Source organism: Streptomyces sp. NPDC001617 (assembly GCF_053596855.1).
The window spans coordinates 17,816-35,530 of sequence record NZ_JBSFHA010000075.1; the positions used below are offsets into that span (position 1 = coordinate 17,816).

Annotated in this window: 15 protein-coding genes, 1 tRNA gene and 2 pseudogenes; 11 read left to right on the forward strand and 7 right to left on the reverse strand. The window is 70.0% G+C overall.

From position 1 onward, the window contains the following. Positions 1 to 99 precede the first annotated feature (99 nt). Positions 100 to 882: a S1 family peptidase gene (locus ACWC09_RS39315; RefSeq protein ID WP_450855850.1), complete on the forward strand. Its 783-nt coding sequence runs from the start codon at positions 100 to 102 to the stop codon at positions 880 to 882. On the opposite strand, the gene ACWC09_RS39320 is transcribed toward ACWC09_RS39315, so the two are convergent. Then, positions 879 to 2,636 (reverse strand): glycoside hydrolase family 35 protein, encoded by a 1,758-nt coding sequence (locus ACWC09_RS39320; RefSeq protein WP_450855851.1) that lies wholly within the window; start codon positions 2,634 to 2,636, stop codon positions 879 to 881. The genes ACWC09_RS39315 and ACWC09_RS39320 overlap by 4 nt on opposite strands. Before the next feature lie 103 nt (positions 2,637 to 2,739). Between ACWC09_RS39320 and ACWC09_RS39325 the strand changes: the two genes are divergently transcribed. The 7 genes from ACWC09_RS39325 to ACWC09_RS39355 all read left to right on the forward strand — a co-directional run bounded on the left by ACWC09_RS39325 (position 2,740) and on the right by ACWC09_RS39355 (position 11,437). Then, complete coding sequence (locus tag ACWC09_RS39325; RefSeq protein WP_450855852.1) at positions 2,740 to 3,630, forward strand: helix-turn-helix domain-containing protein; 891 nt, start codon at positions 2,740 to 2,742, stop codon at positions 3,628 to 3,630. 11 nt (positions 3,631 to 3,641) lie between these two features. Then, on the forward strand, positions 3,642 to 3,992 hold the full coding sequence (locus ACWC09_RS39330; protein WP_450855853.1) for a chorismate mutase: 351 nt from the start codon (positions 3,642 to 3,644) through the stop codon (positions 3,990 to 3,992). Between the two features lie 141 nt (positions 3,993 to 4,133). Continuing rightward, entirely contained in the window at positions 4,134 to 4,688 is a 555-nt protein-coding gene (locus ACWC09_RS39335) for a response regulator (RefSeq protein WP_450855854.1), read from the forward strand. 56 nt (positions 4,689 to 4,744) lie between these two features. After that, complete coding sequence (pepN, locus tag ACWC09_RS39340) at positions 4,745 to 7,243, forward strand: aminopeptidase N (RefSeq protein ID WP_450855855.1); 2,499 nt, start codon at positions 4,745 to 4,747, stop codon at positions 7,241 to 7,243. Positions 7,244 to 7,414: 171 nt separating this feature from the next. Continuing rightward, on the forward strand, positions 7,415 to 8,818 hold the full coding sequence (locus ACWC09_RS39345) for a pyridoxal phosphate-dependent decarboxylase family protein (protein WP_450855856.1): 1,404 nt from the start codon (positions 7,415 to 7,417) through the stop codon (positions 8,816 to 8,818). Beyond that, a complete protein-coding gene (locus tag ACWC09_RS39350; RefSeq protein WP_450855857.1) occupies positions 8,815 to 10,236 on the forward strand; it encodes a lysine N(6)-hydroxylase/L-ornithine N(5)-oxygenase family protein in 1,422 nt (473 codons plus the stop codon). Before ACWC09_RS39345 ends, ACWC09_RS39350 begins: the two co-directional genes overlap by 4 nt. Before the next feature lie 52 nt (positions 10,237 to 10,288). After that, on the forward strand, positions 10,289 to 11,437 hold the full coding sequence (locus ACWC09_RS39355; RefSeq protein ID WP_450855858.1) for a GDSL-type esterase/lipase family protein: 1,149 nt from the start codon (positions 10,289 to 10,291) through the stop codon (positions 11,435 to 11,437). A 7-nt stretch (positions 11,438 to 11,444) separates the two neighbouring features. Here the strand turns inward: ACWC09_RS39355 and ACWC09_RS39360 are convergent. Then, positions 11,445 to 11,675: pseudogene (locus ACWC09_RS39360) on the reverse strand (bifunctional metallophosphatase/5'-nucleotidase); the annotation flags it as partial. Next, positions 11,630 to 11,968, reverse strand: coding sequence for a twin-arginine translocation signal domain-containing protein (locus ACWC09_RS39365; protein WP_450855859.1), 339 nt, complete (start codon positions 11,966 to 11,968; stop codon positions 11,630 to 11,632). The pseudogene ACWC09_RS39360 and the gene ACWC09_RS39365, both read right to left, overlap by 46 nt. 41 nt (positions 11,969 to 12,009) lie before the next feature. Here ACWC09_RS39365 and ACWC09_RS39370 point away from each other — a divergent pair, with 41 nt between their 5' ends. Both ACWC09_RS39370 and pyk read left to right on the forward strand, forming a co-directional pair. Further along, on the forward strand, positions 12,010 to 12,726 hold the full coding sequence (locus tag ACWC09_RS39370; RefSeq protein ID WP_450855860.1) for an SIMPL domain-containing protein: 717 nt from the start codon (positions 12,010 to 12,012) through the stop codon (positions 12,724 to 12,726). Between the two features lie 144 nt (positions 12,727 to 12,870). Beyond that, positions 12,871 to 14,307 (forward strand): pyruvate kinase, encoded by a 1,437-nt coding sequence (gene pyk, locus ACWC09_RS39375; RefSeq protein ID WP_450855861.1) that lies wholly within the window; start codon positions 12,871 to 12,873, stop codon positions 14,305 to 14,307. Positions 14,308 to 14,318: 11 nt separating this feature from the next. Here the strand turns inward: pyk and ACWC09_RS39380 are convergent. Together ACWC09_RS39380 and ACWC09_RS39385 are read right to left on the reverse strand one after the other, a co-directional pair. After that, positions 14,319 to 15,107 (reverse strand): annotated as a pseudogene (locus ACWC09_RS39380) (helix-turn-helix domain-containing protein). 80 nt (positions 15,108 to 15,187) lie between these two features. Beyond that, positions 15,188 to 15,270, reverse strand: a tRNA-Leu gene (locus ACWC09_RS39385). A gap of 99 nt (positions 15,271 to 15,369) precedes the next feature. On the opposite strand from ACWC09_RS39385, the gene ACWC09_RS39390 reads away from it, so the two are divergent. Beyond that, on the forward strand, positions 15,370 to 16,026 hold the full coding sequence (locus tag ACWC09_RS39390; protein ID WP_450855862.1) for an ANTAR domain-containing response regulator: 657 nt from the start codon (positions 15,370 to 15,372) through the stop codon (positions 16,024 to 16,026). 79 nt (positions 16,027 to 16,105) lie between these two features. Here the strand turns inward: ACWC09_RS39390 and ACWC09_RS39395 are convergent, their stop codons facing one another. Both ACWC09_RS39395 and ACWC09_RS39400 read right to left on the reverse strand, forming a co-directional pair. Further along, on the reverse strand, positions 16,106 to 16,822 hold the full coding sequence (locus ACWC09_RS39395) for an ABC transporter ATP-binding protein (RefSeq protein ID WP_450855863.1): 717 nt from the start codon (positions 16,820 to 16,822) through the stop codon (positions 16,106 to 16,108). Continuing rightward, positions 16,819 to 17,715 carry an ABC transporter ATP-binding protein gene (locus tag ACWC09_RS39400; RefSeq protein ID WP_450855864.1) on the reverse strand — a complete coding sequence of 299 codons (897 nt, stop codon included), beginning with the start codon at positions 17,713 to 17,715 and terminating at the stop codon, positions 16,819 to 16,821. The genes ACWC09_RS39395 and ACWC09_RS39400 overlap by 4 nt, the downstream gene beginning before the upstream one ends.

The window sequence follows — 17,715 nt, forward strand, 5'->3', positions numbered from 1 at the left end:
CCCGACTCCACTCTACGGGGAGGCGAGCGGAATTTCCCTGGTCGGGTTGCTCGGTCCCGGCGTGAGATCCCTCCTTGTCATGTCTTCTTCCTGATCTTCATGCTGTGGGGCGCTCAACCTTCCACCCAAGGACACACGTTGATCCGTATCGCCGCCGTCGCCCTCGCCCTGGCCGCCGCAGTCTCTCCCGTCGCCTCTCCCGTCGTAGGGGGAACGCCTGCCGGGCAGAGCGAGTTCCCGTTCATGGTCCATCTCTCGATGGGCTGCGGCGGGGCGCTCTACAAGAAGGACGTCGTCCTGACCGCGGCCCACTGTGTGCACAGCGCCTCCGGCCCCAACACCAAGATCACCATCACCGCCGGGGTCGTCGACCTCCGCTCCGCCTCCGCGATCAAGGTGAAGTCGACCGAGGTCGTGCGGGCCCCCGGCTTCCAGGGCGAGACCAAGGGCAAGGACTGGGCGCTGATCAAGCTCGCCCGGCCGATCGACCTGCCCACCCTGAAGATCGCCACGACCACGCGCTACGACCGGGGGAGGTTCACCATCATCGGCTGGGGCACCACCAAGGAGCATGGCGGGAGCGGCTCGAACAAGCTCCTCAAGGCGACCGTCCCCTACGTCTCCGACAGCACCTGCAAGCGGCACTACGGCGACCGGTTGTTGGCCAAGGACGACATCTGCGCCGGCTACCCCCAGGGCGGCGTCGACACCTGCTCGGGCGACTCCGGCGGCCCCATGTTCCGCAAGGACGACGCCGGCCGCTGGGTCGAGGTCGGCATCACCAGCTGGGGCGACGGCTGCGCCCGCCCGGGCGCGCCCGGCATCTACACGCAGGTCAGCACCTTCGCGAGCGCCATCGCCCGGGCGGCCGACAAGCTCTAGGGGGTGCGCAGGAGGATGCCGTCCGTGCCTGCCGGGGCCGACTCCTCCAGCTCCAGCAGCCACACGTCGTTCTCGCCCTCACGCAGCACCGGACCGGGCACACACAGCGACCGCTGCGGGCCCGCCGACCAGTAGCGACCCAGGTTGAACCCGTTCACCCAGACGAACCCCCGGGTCCAGCCCGGCAGTTCGAGCCGCGCGTCCCCGGCGCCGCGCACCGTGACGGTGCCCCGGTACAGCCCCGGGGCGCCGTCCACCACGAGCGGCTCCAAGGCGACGTCCCCGATGTCGTCCAGCGCGTCCAGACGCAGCCCACGCGCGCGTACCTCGTGCAGATACTGCCGTTCGTGCAGCAGCCCCCCGGTGATGCCCTTCGGTTCGCCGCTGCGCGGCCCGTAGTTGACCCGTCCCAGGGACTCCACCCACAGCTCCACGCGCGCGTGCCCGGCGACGGGCTCCTTGAGCTGCTCGTCGCCCTCGGCGAGCACACCGGCCCGCTCCCCGTCGACGTACACGACCGCCAGGTCCCGCAGCCCCCGCGCGATGAGGGGGTACGGCTGCCGGGGGCCGGGGACTGTCACCTCGTACCGTACGAGGCCCCGGTCCACGTCCAGTTCCTCGAAGGTCGGCGGGACGGGTGCCGACGTCTCCGGGCCCCCGAGCGTCTCCAGTACGGCGGCCAGGGGCGCCCTGCCGGTCAGCCGCACCTCGGCCTCCGTGCCCAACCGCGGGGGAGCGGGCGGCGGTTCGGGCAGCGGCCCCCGCGCGTACTCGGCGAGCACCTCCCGGAAGCGCCAGAACTTGGCGGTCGGGTTTCCGAACTCGTCGATCGGGGCGTCGTAGTCGTACGAGGTGGTGTCCGGCTCCAGCGGGCCGTCGTGCAGGGCGCCGCCGCCCCGGTTGGCGCCCGCCCAGCCGGCGAAGTTGGTGCCGCCGTGCGCCATGTAGAGGTTGACGGAGGCACCGCACTCCAGGATCTCGCGCAGTGCGGCCGTGGCGTCCTCGGCATCCCGGGTGATGTGCTCGCCGCCCCAGTGGTCGAACCAGCCGCACCAGAACTCCATGCACATCAACGGCCCCCGGGGGCGGTACCGGCGCAGGATCTCGAACGCCTCGCGCGCGTGGGAGCCGAAGTTCACCGTGGCGAGGACACCGGGGATCGAGCCGCCCGTCAGCATGTGCTCCTCGGGGCCGTCCGAGGTGACCAGCGGGACGGTGACACCCTGCTCGCGCAGCAGCTCGACGAGCCGGCCCAGGTACACGGTGTCCGAGCCGTAGCTGCCGTACTCGTTCTCGGCCTGCACCATGATCACCGGGCCGCCGCGGTCGATCTGCCGGTCCACGACCTGGGGCAGCAGGGCACCGAACCAGCGCTCCAGGTGCTCCAGGAACCGCTCGTCCCGCGTACGCGCGCGTGGGCCCAGCTCGGCGGTCAGCCAGTGCGGCAGCCCGCCGTTCTCCCACTCGGCGCAGATGTACGGCCCCGGCCGCACGATCGCCGGCAGACCCGCCTCGTGGGCCGCGTCCAGGAAGCGGCCGAGGGCCTCCACGTCGTCGTAGGTGCCCGGCCCCGGCTCGTGGAGGTTCCACGGCACGTACGTCTCCACGCAGTTGAGGCCCATCGCCCGCAGCATCGCCAGCCGGTGACTCCAGTGCTCCTCGTGCACCCGGAAGTAGTGCAGCGCACCGGACAGCAGCCGCACCGGCCGCCCGTCCAGCAGGAAATCCGTCTCCCCCACCTTGAACTCGGTCATGACCCCCAGCCTCACCTCTTGGCGGCGATCACGTCCATGGACAAAGATCACCGCTACTTGGACCGAAACAACGGGCCGCGACACCGACGGAAGGGGCGCGCGGATGTACCACACCTGGATGCGGTTCTTCTCGCCCGGCCCGGCCCACCACCGGCTCGGCCTGGTCTGTCTCGGCGTCGGGCTGCAGTACGGCGCGCTGCCCACCGTCGGCCCCCGCACCCTCGACCACCATGTCGCCGTCGTCGTCAGCGCGGGCGGCGGCTGGTACGAGAGCCCCGACGGACGCCGTACGACCGTCACCGCACCCGCACTGCTCTGGCTCACCCCCGGAGTGCCGCACCACTACGCGCCCGACCCCGACGGCGGCTGGGACGAGGGGTTCGTCGACTTCACCGGGCCCGCCGCCGCCACGTACACCGAACTCGGCTACATAGAGCCGGACCGGCCCGTGGTGCCGCTCTCGGACGCCGCCGGGCCGCGCGGCGTCATCGGCCGTATCGCGCGGGCCGCCCGCCGCGGCAACCCCCTCCTGGAGGTCGAGACCGGCGCCGCCGTCCACGAGCTCCTCGTCGCCCTGCGCCGCGCCCGCGCCGACCTCGCCCCCGACGGCGACCCGGTCCTCAAGGCCCTGGCACGCGACGCCTGCCTGCCGCTGACCGTCGCCGACCACGCCGCCCGGCACGGGATGACGCCCGCCGAACTGCGCACGGCCGTCCGGCGCGGCGCCGGATGCAGTCCCAAGGACTATCTGCTCGGCATCCGCCTGGGCCGCGCCAAGGAGCTGTTGGCCGCCACCGAACTGCCCGTCGCCGCCGTCGCCCGCCGCGTCGGCTACGACGATCCGGCCTACTTCTCCCGCCTGTTCACCCGCCGCGTAGGCACCCCTCCGGTCCGCTTCCGTGCCCAGCAGGGCCGCACCGTCCCCGGCGGCTGGAGCAACCAGGTACCCGATCCGGACGATCCACCCATGATCGAACCTTTGACCGCCACGTAGGCTGGGCGCCCATGACCACCAGCAACAACGCGACCGGCGGCGTCGACCCGGAGGTCCGCGCCGAACTCGCCCGGCTGCGCGACAGCATCGACAACATCGACGCGGCCGTCATCCACATGCTCGCCGAACGCTTCAAGGCCACCCAGCAGGTCGGCCACCTCAAGGCCCGACACCAGCTGCCGCCCGCCGACCCGGCCCGCGAGGCCCGCCAGATCGAGCGGCTGCGCGCGCTCGCCGAAAGCGCCAGGCTCGACCCGGCGTTCGCTGAGAAGTTCCTGAATTTCATCATCGCCGAGGTCATCCGCCACCATGAGCGCATCGCCGAGGACGCCGTGAACGGCTCCGCAAAAACGGCGAATTGACCTCGGTGAATGCGGCAGAGGGAGTGACACGCGGTCCCGCGCGCGGCATGCTGCCCTGTGCACTCCTTGTCAGCTGACGCACACACCGCGTCAGCGGTTCGGTCATAAGCTGGTTGTCCCACGCGGGAGGGACGTCGGGCCATGCCGGATGCCAAGATCCTCATCGTCGACGACCACGAGGACACGCTGTACGCGCTGGAGAGCGCCCTGTCCCCGCTGGGCTACCTGCTGGGCCGCGCCACCAGCGGTGACGAGGCGCTCAAGCAGGTGCTCCGAGGGCAGGTCGGCCTCCTCCTGCTCGACGTCCGTATGCCCGGCGTCAGCGGCCTCGACGTGGTGCGCTACATGCGGCGCGTGGAACAGACCCAGCACATACCGGTCATCCTGCTCACCGGCTTCGGCGCGGACCACGAACTGACCTCCACCGCCTTCGGACTGGGGGTCGCGGACCTGGTCATGAAGCCCATCGACCCCTGGGCCCTGCGCACCAAGGTCCGCTACCTCTACGACACCCACCGCCGCCGGCTCGCCCTCGAACAGGAGATCCGCGAACTGCGCGCCCTCGTCAAGGACGGGGCCGCGGCACGCGCGGCACGCCCGGCCCTGCCCCACCCGGACACCCGCGTCCCCTCGCAGCGCGACGCACAGAACGCGACCCCCGCACAGAACGCGACCCCCGCGCGGGACCGGACATAGGGCGCGTACCGATCCGCCCCTGTGCGTTGTCAGTGGCATCGGGCAGCATTACCCGCATGTCCGTACTGACGCGCGACGAAGCGCAGACCCGTGCCAAGCTCCTCGACGTCCACCGCTACACGATCGACCTCGATCTGACGGCCGGCGACGAGACCTTCGACTCCCGCACCGTCATCCGCTTCAGCGCCGGCACGGACGCCTCCACCTTCGTCGAGCTCAAACCGGCCGAGCTGCGCTCCGCCACCCTCGACGGACAGCCCCTGGACCCGGAGACCCTCGACGGCAACCGCCTGCCCCTGAAGAACCTCACCGCCGGCGAGCACGAGCTGCGCATCGACGCGTGCATGCGCTACTCCCGCACCGGCGAGGGCATGCACCGCTTCACCGACCCCACCGACGGCGAGACCTACGTCTACACCCAGCTGTTCATGGAGGACGTCCAGCGCGTCTTCGCCGCCTTCGACCAGCCCGACCTCAAGGCCGTCTTCGACCTCACCGTCAAGGCGCCCGAACGCTGGACCGTCCTCGCCAACGGCATCACCGAGTACCTCGGCGACGGCCGCTGGCAGGCCGCCCCCACCCCGCTGATCTCCACCTACCTCGTCGCCGTCGCCGCCGGCCCCTGGCACTCCGTGCGCACCGAACACCGCGGCCTGCCCTTCGGCCTCCACTGCCGCCGCTCCCTCGCGCCGTACCTGGACGTGGACGCCGACGAGCTCTTCGAGATCACCCGGCAGTGCTACGACCGCTACCACGAGAAGTTCGAGGAGCCCTACCCCTTCGACTCCTACGACCAGGCGTTCGTCCCCGAGTTCAACGCCGGCGCCATGGAGAACCCGGGTCTGGTCACCTTCCGCGACGAGTTCGTCTACCGCTCCGCCGTCACCGACACCGAGCGCCAGACCCGCGCCATGGTCATCGCCCATGAGATGGCCCACATGTGGTTCGGCGACCTCGTCACCCTGCGCTGGTGGGACGACATCTGGCTGAACGAGTCCTTCGCCGAGTACATGGGCTACCAGACCCTCACCGAGGCCACCCGCTTCACCGACACCTGGACCGACTTCGGCGTCGTCCGCAAGGCCTGGGGCTACGACGCCGACCAGCGCCCCTCCACCCACCCCGTCGCCCCGGAGAACGTCGACGACACCGCCTCCGCCCTCCTCAACTTCGACGGCATCTCCTACGCCAAGGGTGCCTCCGCCCTGCGCCAACTGGTCGCCTGGCTCGGCGAGAAGGACTTCCTGGCCGGCATCAACACCCACTTCGCCCGCCACCGGTTCGCCAACGCCACCCTCGCCGACTTCATCGACTCCCTCGCCTCCGCCACCGAACGCGACGTCCACGCCTGGGCCGACGCCTGGCTGCGCACCACCGGCGTCGACACGCTCAGGCCCGTCGTCTCCCCCGGCGAGGACGGCGGCACCTGCACCCTCACCGTCCAGCACACCGGCAGCCGCCCCCACCACATCGCCGTCGGCCTCTACGACCAGGACATCGCCGGCGAGGGCCGCCACCTCACCCTGCGCGAACGCCTCGACCTCGACGTCCCGCAGACCACTCCCCAGCCCCTCGGCAAGCGCCCCGCCCTGCTCCTCCTCAACGACGGCGACCTCACCTACGCCAAGATCCGCTTCGACACCGACTCCTTCGAAGCCGTCCGCAGCAGCCTCTCCGGCCTGCCCGACCCGCTCACCCGCGCGGTCGTCTGGAACGCCCTGCGCGACGCCGTCCGCGACGGCGAACTGGCCCCCGCCGCCTACCTGGAGGCCGCTCGCGCCCACCTCCCGCACGAGACCGACCTCGCGCTCGTCCAGGGCGTCCTCGCCTTCGCCGCCGCCCAGATCGCCGACCGCTACGTCACCCCCGACGACCGTCCGGCGGCCCTCGCCACGCTCTCCTCCCTCAGCCGCGACCTCATCCGCCGCACCGAGGACGGCGACAACCCCGGCCTGCGCCTGATCGCCGTACGCCACTTCATCGACGTCGCCTCACAGCCCGACACCATCGCCGCCTGGCTCGCCGACGGCACCGTCCCCGGCGGCCCCGAGCTCGACCCCGAGCTGCGCTGGCGCGTCCTCGCCCGGCTCGCCGTCCTGGGCGCCACCGATGAGGCCGCGATCGCCGCCGAACTCGACCGCGACCTCTCGGCCACCGGCCAGGAGGGCGCCGCCCGCTGCCGTGCCGCCCTGCCGGACGCCGAGGCCAAGTCCAGGGCCTGGGATGCGATGTTCGCCACCGACGACCTCACCGATCTGTCCAACTACCTCTTCACCGCCACCGCCCAGGGCTTCTGGCAGCCCGAACAGGCCGACCTCGTCCGCGAGTACGTGCCGCGCTACTACGAGGACGCGGTCGCCGTCGCCGCCCGCCGCGGCCCCGCCATCGCCGAAGCCGCCGGCCGCTGGGCCTTCCCGGTCCACGCCGTCGACGCGGAGACACTCCGCCTGGGCGAGACCTGCCTGGCCGACGCCGACCCGATCCCGTCCCTGCGCCGCAAGCTGGTCGACCAACTGGACGACCTGGGGCGGGCTTTGCGAGTCCGGGAGGCATGACGCCACAGGAGTGATCCCGGGGCGCGGGAACACCTGGGATCACTCACCCAACAGGTTTTCCCCCGCACGGACGCACCCCCCTGCGGGTTTCGATCGTTGGACTTTTCGGGCGCGTCGTCACCACCGCGTACAAGCTGGAACTCCCTCTGTTCCGCGCCCCGGAGGACGACGATGAGCACGCCGCCGCTGGCTTCAGGTCCCGAAGGCCCACACGCCCTGCGCCCGCTGCTCGCCACCGTCCTCGACGCCCTGGCCGACGGAACACACGCGCGCGGAGGCCCCCTGCCGGCGGGCGGCCCGGAGGCGGTCGCGACACGGGTGCGGGAGGCGGTGGGGGACGTACTCCCGGACGAGGGCGATCCGGACGCTCTACGGCACCTCGTACGCGCGTTGGCGGAAGGTTCCGCCGATCCCGCCGACCCCTTGTGCGCCGCCCACCTGCACTGCCCACCCCTGGCCGTCGCCACCGCAGCAGACCTTGCCGTGTCCGCCCTCAACCCGTCGATGGACTCGTGGGACCAGGCCCCGGCGGCCTCAGAGCTGGAGGAGCTGGTGACGCGGGCACTTGCAAGCGAGGTCTACAACGCACCCGCACCCCACAACGCACCAGACGCCTTGGTAACGACCGGCGGCACCGAATCAAACCAACTGGCCCTCCTCCTGGCCCGCGAGACCTTCGGCTCCGGAGTCCGTCTCGTGTGCGGCGCCCATGCCCACCACTCGCTCCCTCGCGCCGCCTGGCTCCTCGGCCTGCCCGACCCCGTGATCGTCCCCGCACCCGCGGGCACCCTCGATCCAGCCGCCCTCGACGAAGCCCTCACCACCCTCCCGGGCCCCCATCTCGTCGCCGCCACCGCCGGCACCACCGACGCCGGACTCATCGACCCGCTCCCCGAGATCGCCGCCGTCTGCCAGACCCGCGGCGCCCGCCTCCACATCGACGCCGCCTACGGCGGAGGCCTCCTCTTCAGCGACCGGCACCGCGGCAAGCTCACCGGTCTGAGCGCCGCAGACACCGTCACGCTCGACCTGCACAAACTCGGCTGGCAGCCCGTCGCCGCCGGACTCCTCGCCGTCCGTGACCCCCGCGATCTCACCGCGTTGCAGTACCGCGCGGACTACCTCAACGCCGACGACGACACCGAAGCCGGCCTCCCCGACCTCCTCGGCCGCTCCCTGCGCACCACCCGCCGACCCGACGTCCTCAAGATCGCCGTCACCCTCAAGACCCTCGGCCGCACCGGACTCGCCGCACTCGTCGACCAGGTCTGCGACCGGGCACGGGAGTTCGCGGACCTCGTACAGGGCAGCCCCGGCTTCGAGCTCTATGACCCGCCCGTCATCAGCACGGTCCTGTTCCGCCCCACACACGCCACCGACGACGCCGTCGCAGCCGTACGCCGCCATCTCCTGCACCAGGGCCGTGCCGTCCTCGGCCGGGCCCGCCTCGACGGCCGCCTCTGGCTCAAGGCCACCCTGCTCAACCCCCACACCCGGCCCGACGACCTGACCCCACTCCTCAAGGCCGTCGAGCACCTCGCGGATCGACTCGCGAAAGGAAACACCCCCTCATGAGCACCACCCCCAACCCCCCGCAGCACGAGCCCGACACGCCCCGCGACCTGGTCGGCATCGGCATCGGCCCCTTCAACCTCTCCCTCGCGGCCCTCGCCCACCCCCTCGCCGAACTCGACACCGCCTTCTACGAGCAGCGCCCCGCCTTCGACTGGCACCCCGGCCTGCTCATCAAGGGCGCCCGCATCCAAGTCCCTTACCTGGCCGACTTGGTGACCCTCGCCGACCCCACCAGCCCCTGGACCTTCCTCAACCACCTCAAGGCCCGCGACCGGCTCTTCCCCTTCTACTTCGCCGAGCGCTTCCACATCGAGCGCGCCGAGTACGACGCCTACTGCCGCTGGGTCACCGACCACCTCCCGGGCCTGTACTTCGGCCATCAGGTCGACGCCGTCCGCTGGAACCCCGAACAGGACGTCTTCGAGGTCGACTTCACCCAGCTCGACAGCGACGGAGAGGCAGAGGCCCTCGGGCGGACGTACACGAGGAACATCGTCCTCGGCGTCGGCACCGAGCCCTACGTCCCCGAACCCCTCAAGCCGCTCGTCGAGGCGCCCACCGTCCCCGTCGTCCACGCCGCCGACTACGCCGCCCACCGCCACACGATCCTCGCCGCCGACCACGTCACCGTCGTCGGCTCGGGCCAGTCAGGCGCCGAGATCTTCCTCGACCTGCTGCGCACCCGCCCCGCCGGCCGCGAGCGACTCCACTGGCTCGGCCGCACCGAGGCCTTCGCCCCCATGGAGTACTCCAAGCTCGGCCTCGAACACTTCACCCCCGACTACACCCGCTACTTCCACGCCCTGCCCGAAGGCGTCCGCGACCGCCTCGTCACCACCCAGTGGCAGCTCCACAAGGGCATCGACGCTGACACCATCGCCGCCATCCACGACGAGCTCTACCGCCGTACCCTGCACGGCGGCTGGCCGGACGCCGTCCTCACGCCCGGCGTCCGCGTCCGCACGGCGGGCAGAATCGCGACGACCAAGGTGGAACTCCACCTGGAACACGTCCAGGAGAACACCCGCTCCCGCCTCACCACCGACGCCGTCGTCCTCGCCACCGGCTACCGCGAACGCCCCCTCGACCGCATCCTCGCCGGCCTCGACCCCTACCTCCGCCGCGACAGCCGCGAACGCCCGCGTGTGGACGAGCAGTTCAGGCTCGTCTGCGATCCGTCCGTCACCGGCTCGATCTACGTCCAGAACGCCGAACGCCATACCCATGGCGTCGGCACCCCCGACCTCGGCCTCGCCGCCTGGCGCAGCGCCACCATCCTCAACACCCTGACGGGGAAGGAGACGTATCCGCTGCCCACCCGGACCGCCTTCACCAGCTTCGGACTCGACCAGCAGCAGCCGCAGATCCCGCAGGCCCGCCAGGCACAGGTCCTCACCCCGCTGGTCGAAGGGAGGTAGGAGAACACGAAGGGGAGGAAGAACTCCGGCAGCGGTGGTGTTGGGGCATGCCATGACCACGACCTGGATCGCCGCCCACCGCTCCGCCGTCATCAACCCCCACGAGGCCTTCCGCCTCTTCGAACCCCGCGCGTTCCACGACCAGACCGTCCGCCAGTCCCTGCGACTGGCCGGAGGCGGCGAAGCCCTCCGCATACGGCTCAGCAACCGCTACGGCAAGGAACCACTTCTCATCGGCGGCGCCCACCTCGCCGTGCGCACCCGCGGCAGCCGCATCGACCCCACCAGCGACACACCCCTGCGCTTCACCGGCGCCGAGACGGTCACCGTCCCCGTCGGCGAGGAGATCGTCAGCGACCCGGTCGAACTGCCCGTGAGCGCCGGCGAGGAACTCACGGTCAGCCTCTATCTGCCGGGCGACACGGGCCTCGCCACCTACAGCGCGGTCCCGTACGACATCGGACACGCCGTCCCCGGTGACCAGCTCTCCGCCGAACTCCTGGAAGACGCGGAGGAGTTGCCCTGCGGCCACTTCCTCACCGGCGTCGACGTCCTCGCCCCCGAGGGCACCCGCATCGCCGTCGCCTTCGGCGACTCCTGGATCGAGGGCGCGGCCACCACCCCCGGCGCCGACAACAGCTTCCCCTCCCAGCTCGGCCGTCGTCTGGCCCGCGGCTGGATCGTCAACCAGGGCATCTCCGGCAACCGCCTGCTCACCGACGAGATCGGCGACCACCTCCTGTCGCGCATCGACCGCGACGTCCTCGACGTCCCCGGCGTCAGCCACGTCATCGTCCACATCGGCCTCAACGACCTCGGGCTGCCCGGCCACATCGCCCACCCGGAGCCCGCCGAGGGCCCCACCGCCGCCGAGTTCATCGCCGGCCTGACCGCACTGGCCGACCGCCTGCACGCCGCCGGACTCACCGTCGTCGGCTCCACCATCGGCCCCTACCGCGGCACCGTCCACGACGGCTACGACACCGAGACCGGCCAGGCCGTACGCCACGAGGTCAACGCCCGCCTCCTGGCCGGCGACCACCCCTTCGACGCGCTCGTCGACCTCGCCGCCGCCGTCGCGGACCCCGACCGACCGGACCGGATCCGCGCCGAGTTCAACGCGGGCGACGGCCTCCACGTCAACGACGCCGGCGCGAAAGCCATCGCCGACGCCGTCGACGTAACCCTGCTGGAACTGTAGGAGACCGCTAGAAGACCGGCGTGCCGTTCCTCGTCAGCTTCCAGTCCACCGACGCGAAGTCCTTCGGGTCCAGCACGCCCTTCGCGGTCACCCACTCCGCGATCCGCGTGCGGATCTCCGTCGACTCCGACCACAGCTCGGTCGCGGAGGCCACGTGCGGGAACGCGCCGCCGCCGTTGGCACGGTAGTTGTTCACCGCGAACACGAACTTCTGCGTGTCGTCCAGCGCCGCACTTCCCAGTTGAAGACGTGCCCGTGCAGGTCGGTCGTGCCCATGACGGTCAGCGAGTACCGCTTCGCCGGCTTCTTCGCCGCCGTCGGCTCCGCGGCCTGCGCCGCCGGAGCCGCCACCGCGCTCGCGATCGCCACCCCCGCTCCGGTCACGGCGGACTTCTTCAGGAACTTCCGGCGGTTCAAGGGCATGTCTAGATCTCCTCGGGGAACGGTCAACGACGCGCGTAGATTCTGACCCGAGCATGGCAAGCGGCAACAGGTCCGGCAGGTTTCGATCTGGTGACCCAACCTGCGCATCCTGGGCCTGTAACCAGCCAAGACATGCCAGAGTGGGGCGTATGACCACCCCTGGCACGGACGACCCACGCCCCGCCGTCCCCTACGGCACCCCCGACTCCCCCCGCATCGCCGTCCGCGGCGAGGCCCGCCTCGAAGTCGACCCCGAAATCGCCCGCATCGGCATCACCGTCGCCGCCCGCGGCAAGGACCGCCGCGCCGCCCTCGACGACCTCACCCGCCGCAACGCCACCGCGCTGGACCTCATCAAGACCTACGGAGAGGCGGTCGAGCGCCTCGAAACCGGCGCCTTCTCCATCAGCCCCGAACTCAAGGACAAGGGCCGCGGCGAACGCATCCACGCCTACCACGGACGCGTCCACATCACCGCCGAACTGACCGACTTCACCGCCCTCGGCGAACTCACCACCCGGCTGGCCGACTTGGAGCTGACGAGGGTGGACGGCCCATGGTGGGCCCTGCGTCCCGACTCACCCGCCCACCGCCGAGCCCGACAGCAGGCGGTGAAGGAAGCGGTCCAACGGGCGCGTGAGTACGCGGAAGCACTCGGCACCTCACTCGCCGCGCTCGTGGAACTGGCCGACATCGGCGCCGAGAACGCCCAGCCCTACCCCCCGGCCCCCGGCCGCATGCGCTCCATGGCCTACGGCGCCGCCGCGGAGGACACCGCGGCAGCGGCCCTCGACCTGGAACCCCAGCGGCAGAACGTCTACGCGGCGGTCAACGCCCGGTTCACCATGGCCCCGCCGCAGCTCTAGAAAGGCGGCCGGGGTGCCGTAGAAATGCTCATCGGAGCGCGGCCGTGCACAATTCAATACTTGTCAACACCCCTTCACTCAAAGGTTGTTGAGTGGTCATGCACGGCCAATTCTCTACCCATCGGTAAGGCCTAGGCTCGAATCATGCGCCGAGCAAAGATCGTCTGTACCCTGGGCCCCGCCACCGACTCGTACGACCAGATCAAAGCCCTGGTCGAAGCCGGAATGGACGTTGCCCGCCTCAACCTCAGCCACGGCACCCACGGCGAGCACGAGGAGCGTTACCAGCGCGTCCGCAAGGCCGCCGACGAGACCGGCCGCAGCGTCGGCATCCTCGCCGACCTTCAGGGCCCGAAGATCCGACTCGGCCACTTCACCGAAGGCCCCGTACTCCTTGAACGCGGCGACACCTTCACCATCACGGTCGAGGAGGGCGCCGAAGGCGACCGTCACACCTGCGGCACCACCTACTCCGGACTCGCCGCCGACGTCACCCCCGGCGAACGCATCCTCGTCGACGACGGCAAGGTCTGCCTCGAAGTCAGCTCGGTCGACGGCCCCCGCGTCCACACCACGGTCGTGGAAGGCGGCATGGTGTCCGACCACAAGGGCCTGAACCTGCCCGGGGTGGCCGTGTCCGTCCCCGCCCTCTCCGAGAAGGACGAGGAGGACCTGCGCTGGGCCCTGCGCACGGGGTGTGACGTCATCGCGCTCTCGTTCGTGAGGAGTGGCCGGGACATCGAGGACGTCCATCGCATCATGGACGAGGAGGGCCGTCGCCTCCCCGTCATCGCCAAGGTCGAGAAGCCCCAGGCCGTCGAGGCCATCGACGACATCGTCGCCGCCTTCGACGGCATCATGGTCGCGCGCGGCGACCTCGGCGTGGAGATGCCGCTCGAACAGGTCCCGATCGTCCAGAAGCGCGCGGTCAAGCTGGCCAAGCGGAACGCCAAGCCGGTCATCGTCGCCACCCAGATGCTCGACTCGATGATCGACAACTCCCGCCCCACGCGCGCGGAGGCGTCGGACGTCGCCAACGCCGTCATCGACGGCACGGACGCCGTGATGCTGTCCGGCGAGACCAGCGTCGGCAAGTACCCCATCGAGACGGTCCGGACGATGGCGAAGATCGTGGAGGCCGCCGAGGAGGACATCCTCGCCAAGGGCCTCCCGCCCCTGACCGAACGCAACAAGCCCCGCACACAAGGCGGCGCGGTCGCCCGGGCGGCGGCAGAGATGGGCGACTTCCTCGGCGCCCGCTTCCTGGTCGCCTTCACCCAGTCGGGCGACACGGTCCGCCGCCTGTCGCGCTACCGCTCCCCGATCCCGCTGCTGGCCTTCACTCCGGAGCCGGCGACCCGCTCCCAGCTGAGCCTTACGTGGGGCACGGAGACGTTCCTGGGTCCCCACGTGGACTCGACCGACGCGATGGTCGACCAGGTGGACGAGCTGTTGTTGAAGTACGGGCGGTGCGAGAAGGGTGACGTTGTGGTGATCACGGCGGGTTCGCCTCCGGGGGTATCCGGGTCGACGAACCTCGTCCGTGTGCACCATGTGGGGGAGGACGACAGCCCCAAGTAGGCCGATGGGGCTCAGTGCTTGAGGCCTACGTGGATGTCCATCAGGGCTACGGAGCTTTGCGGGCGATGGAGATGTTGAAAGGATCGCTGCCGCGAGCGAGGGTCGTCCACTCGACGCCGACCTTGTTGAGGGTGTCGGTGCAGAGCTTCCGGATGTCGTCCGACTTGTTGGAGAAGAAGTACCGCGGGTACTCGTAGCGCTTGGGCTCGCCAGCGACGAGGCGGGTGGTCCAGTTGGTGATGCGGCAGCCGATCGGAGTGGATGAGGCCGCGGATGAATTCCCAGGGGTGGGTGTCGACGATTTCCCGTTGCCAGGGTTCGAGGGCGATCAAGCGTTGGTGCTTCTTGCCGGGGCCGTGCTGGGGGAACAGGCAGTGCAGGTGTTTTGAGTAGACCTTCACATTGCGGCAGCCTGTCTTGCGGACACGGCACACGGCGTTGTCAGGGAACACACGCCGCATGGCCTGCTCGCAGTGATCCATGAGGCCGGGCCACGACTCGGCACACGTGATCATGAGGTTGGGGACGCGGTGTGCGGAGTAGTGGCTGATGTGGCCGTCGCCCAAGTAGAGGCCGAGCAGGTAGCTGTACGAGGCCGGGTCCAGGTCTCGGCCGTCGCACCGGGGGCATCTCGGATCATGGCGCCCGGGGCACTCGCCGCGTTTTGCCCGGTCGAGGTGTTTCCAGTACGCGATTGTGCCGCGAGGGACGCCGAATTTGCGGGCGACGTCGGCGTTCTTCGCACCGTTGCGCAGCAGTGTCAGCGCGTGCTGTCGAACCTCAGTTCCGTGGAAGATCATGCGGCACCTTGCGGAAGCGGCCTGGGTGACACGCAGCAAAAAGCGGAAGATCACGCGAACGTGACCTTCCGCTTCATGGGTGCCGGGTGCGGGAGTCGAACCCGCACGTCCTTTCGGACAGATGTGTTTGAGACATCAGCGTCTGCCATTCCGCCAACCCGGCTGGCCAACCCCAGAGGAGTGTACCGGTTCCCCGCATGGAGTCGCAGCTAGGTAGGCTGCTCGCAGCAGTACCTGCCCCGGCCCGCAACAAGGAGCCCCCGTGACCGCCCCCGAGTCGCCCCAGCCCGTAGACGCGCCCGACGACGACAAGTCGCACGTGCCTCCGCTGACGACCCGTGTCGTCATCGCCGAGGACGAGGCCCTTATCCGGCTCGACCTCAAAGAGATGCTGGAGGAAGAGGGCTACTCCGTCGTCGGCGAGGCCGGTGACGGCGAGCAGGCGATCGAGCTTGCCCGCGAGCACCAGCCGGATCTGGTGATCCTCGACGTGAAGATGCCCAAGCTGGACGGGATCTCGGCCGCCGAGAAGATCGCGGAGGAGCGCATCGCCCCGGTGCTCATGCTCACCGCCTTCTCCCAGCGGGATCTGGTCGAGCGGGCCCGTGATGCCGGTGCCATGGCCTACCTCGTGAAGCCGTTCAGCAAGAGTGATGTCGTGCCGGCCATTGAGATGGCGGTGTCGCGGTTCACCGAGTTGAAGGAGCTGGAGAGGGAGGTCGCCGACCTCACGCTCCGGCTGGAGACGCGGAAGCTCGTCGACCGGGCCAAGTCGATTCTCCAGACCGAGTACGGGCTGACCGAGCCCGCCGCCTTCCGTTGGATCCAGAAGACCTCCATGGACCGCCGTATGTCCATGCAGCAGGTCGCCGAGGCCGTCATTCAGGACGCCGACGAGAAGAAGGCCAACAAGGGCTGAGACGCCGTACGGAGCAAGCAGCGAGGCCCGCGTCCCTGCAAGCAGGGGCGCGGGCCTCGTCGTACATCCAAAAGGACCGTCAGTCCTCGCCGAGGTACGCCTTTCGGACCGACTCGTCGTGCAGCAGGTCCTGGCCGGTGCCGGAGAGGACGATGTTGCCGACCTCCATGACGTGGCCGTGGTCGGCCAATGACAAGGCCGCCTGGGCGTTCTGTTCGACCAGGAGGATGGTCGTGCCCTGGGACTTCAGCTCCACGATCGTCGCCATGATCTTCTGCATCATGATCGGGGAGAGGCCCATCGACGGTTCGTCGAGCATGAGGAGCTTGGGCTGGGACATGAGCGCGCGGCCCATGGCCAGCATCTGCTGCTCGCCGCCGGAGAGGGTTCCCGCGGCCTGCTTGCGACGCTCGCCCAGGATCGGGAAGAGGTCGTAGGCGCGCTGGATGTCCTTCTCGATGCCCGCCTTGTCGCTGCGGAGGAAGGCGCCGAGGCGGAGGTTGTCCTCGATCGTCATGCGGGGGAAAATGTGCCGCCCTTCGGGGGAGTGCGCCAGGCCGAGGGAGACGATCTGGTGGGCGGGGGTCTTCTTGAGCGACTTGCCGTCGAACTTGATCTGGCCGCCGACGGGCTTCAACAGACCGGACAGGGTGCGCAGGGTCGTCGTCTTGCCGGCGCCGTTGGTGCCGATGAGGGTGACGACCTCGCCTGCCTCGACCTTGAAGGAGATGCCCTTGACGGCCTCGATCTTGCCGTAGGCGACACGGAGGTCCTCGACCTCGAGGAGTGCGGTCATCGGTCGTTCTCCTTGCCGGGCGCGGCGTCGGACTGTGCCTCTGCGGCTTCGACCTCGGCGATCTCCTCGTTGCCGGGGGCGTTGTCGAAGGGTTCTCCGAGGTAGGCGGCGATGACGCGTTCGTCGCCCTGGACGGTGGCGCTGTCGCCTTCCACGAGTTTTTCGCCCTGGACGAGTACGGCGACACGGTCGCAGAGATTGAAGATGAACCGCATGTCGTGCTCGATGACGAGGACGGCGATGCCCTTGTCGCGGATGGCGAAGACCAGCTCTTCCGTGGCCCGCGTCTCCTGCGGGTTCATACCCGCCGTCGGCTCGTCGAGCAGGAGCAGGCCCGGCTCGCTCGCCAGCGCTCGCGCGATCTCGAGCTTGCGCTGTTCGCCGTAGGGGAGGTTGCGGGCGAGGTGGTCGGCCTTGTGCTGGAGGCCGATGAACTCGAGGAGTTCCATGGCGCGTTCGCGGGAGGCCTTCTCCGCGCGGTGGAAGCCGGGGCCGCGCAGGACGGCGGACCAGAAGCCTTCCTTGGTGCGGGTGTGGCGGCCGACGAGGACGTTCTCCAGGACCGTCATGTTGCCGAACAGGCGGATGTTCTGGAAGGTGCGGGCGATGCCGGCGGCGGTGACCTTGAAGGACTTGGGCGGCAGGACGTCGCCCTTGAAGCGGACCTCGCCCTCGGTGGGGATGTAGAGGCCGGTGAGGCAGTTGAAGAAGGTCGTCTTGCCGGCGCCGTTGGGGCCGATCAGGCCGACGATCTCGCCGGTGTTGACGGTGAGGTCGACGTTGCGGACGGCGGTGAGGCCGCCGAAGCGCATGGTGACGCCGCGGGCGTCGAGGACGACCTCGCCGGGGGCGGTGGCCGGGGTGCTGCCCTGGGTGGTGGTGTCGGTGGTCAT

What these genes read in the sequence shown, in the direction of transcription:
- ACWC09_RS39315 (WP_450855850.1), top strand. Translation starts at nt 100, where the DNA reads ATGCTGTGGGGCGCTCAACCTTCCACCCAAGGACACACGTTGATCCGT.
- ACWC09_RS39320 (WP_450855851.1), bottom strand. Translation starts at nt 2,636, where the DNA reads ATGACCGAGTTCAAGGTGGGGGAGACGGATTTCCTGCTGGACGGGCGG.
- ACWC09_RS39325 (WP_450855852.1), top strand. Translation starts at nt 2,740, where the DNA reads ATGTACCACACCTGGATGCGGTTCTTCTCGCCCGGCCCGGCCCACCAC.
- ACWC09_RS39330 (WP_450855853.1), top strand. Translation starts at nt 3,642, where the DNA reads ATGACCACCAGCAACAACGCGACCGGCGGCGTCGACCCGGAGGTCCGC.
- ACWC09_RS39335 (WP_450855854.1), top strand. Translation starts at nt 4,134, where the DNA reads ATGCCGGATGCCAAGATCCTCATCGTCGACGACCACGAGGACACGCTG.
- pepN (WP_450855855.1), top strand. Translation starts at nt 4,745, where the DNA reads ATGTCCGTACTGACGCGCGACGAAGCGCAGACCCGTGCCAAGCTCCTC.
- ACWC09_RS39345 (WP_450855856.1), top strand. Translation starts at nt 7,415, where the DNA reads ATGAGCACGCCGCCGCTGGCTTCAGGTCCCGAAGGCCCACACGCCCTG.
- ACWC09_RS39350 (WP_450855857.1), top strand. Translation starts at nt 8,815, where the DNA reads ATGAGCACCACCCCCAACCCCCCGCAGCACGAGCCCGACACGCCCCGC.
- ACWC09_RS39355 (WP_450855858.1), top strand. Translation starts at nt 10,289, where the DNA reads ATGACCACGACCTGGATCGCCGCCCACCGCTCCGCCGTCATCAACCCC.
- ACWC09_RS39365 (WP_450855859.1), bottom strand. Translation starts at nt 11,968, where the DNA reads ATGCGCAGGTTGGGTCACCAGATCGAAACCTGCCGGACCTGTTGCCGC.
- ACWC09_RS39370 (WP_450855860.1), top strand. Translation starts at nt 12,010, where the DNA reads ATGACCACCCCTGGCACGGACGACCCACGCCCCGCCGTCCCCTACGGC.
- pyk (WP_450855861.1), top strand. Translation starts at nt 12,871, where the DNA reads ATGCGCCGAGCAAAGATCGTCTGTACCCTGGGCCCCGCCACCGACTCG.
- ACWC09_RS39395 (WP_450855863.1), bottom strand. Translation starts at nt 16,822, where the DNA reads ATGACCGCACTCCTCGAGGTCGAGGACCTCCGTGTCGCCTACGGCAAG.
- ACWC09_RS39400 (WP_450855864.1), bottom strand. Translation starts at nt 17,715, where the DNA reads ATGACCACCGACACCACCACCCAGGGCAGCACCCCGGCCACCGCCCCC.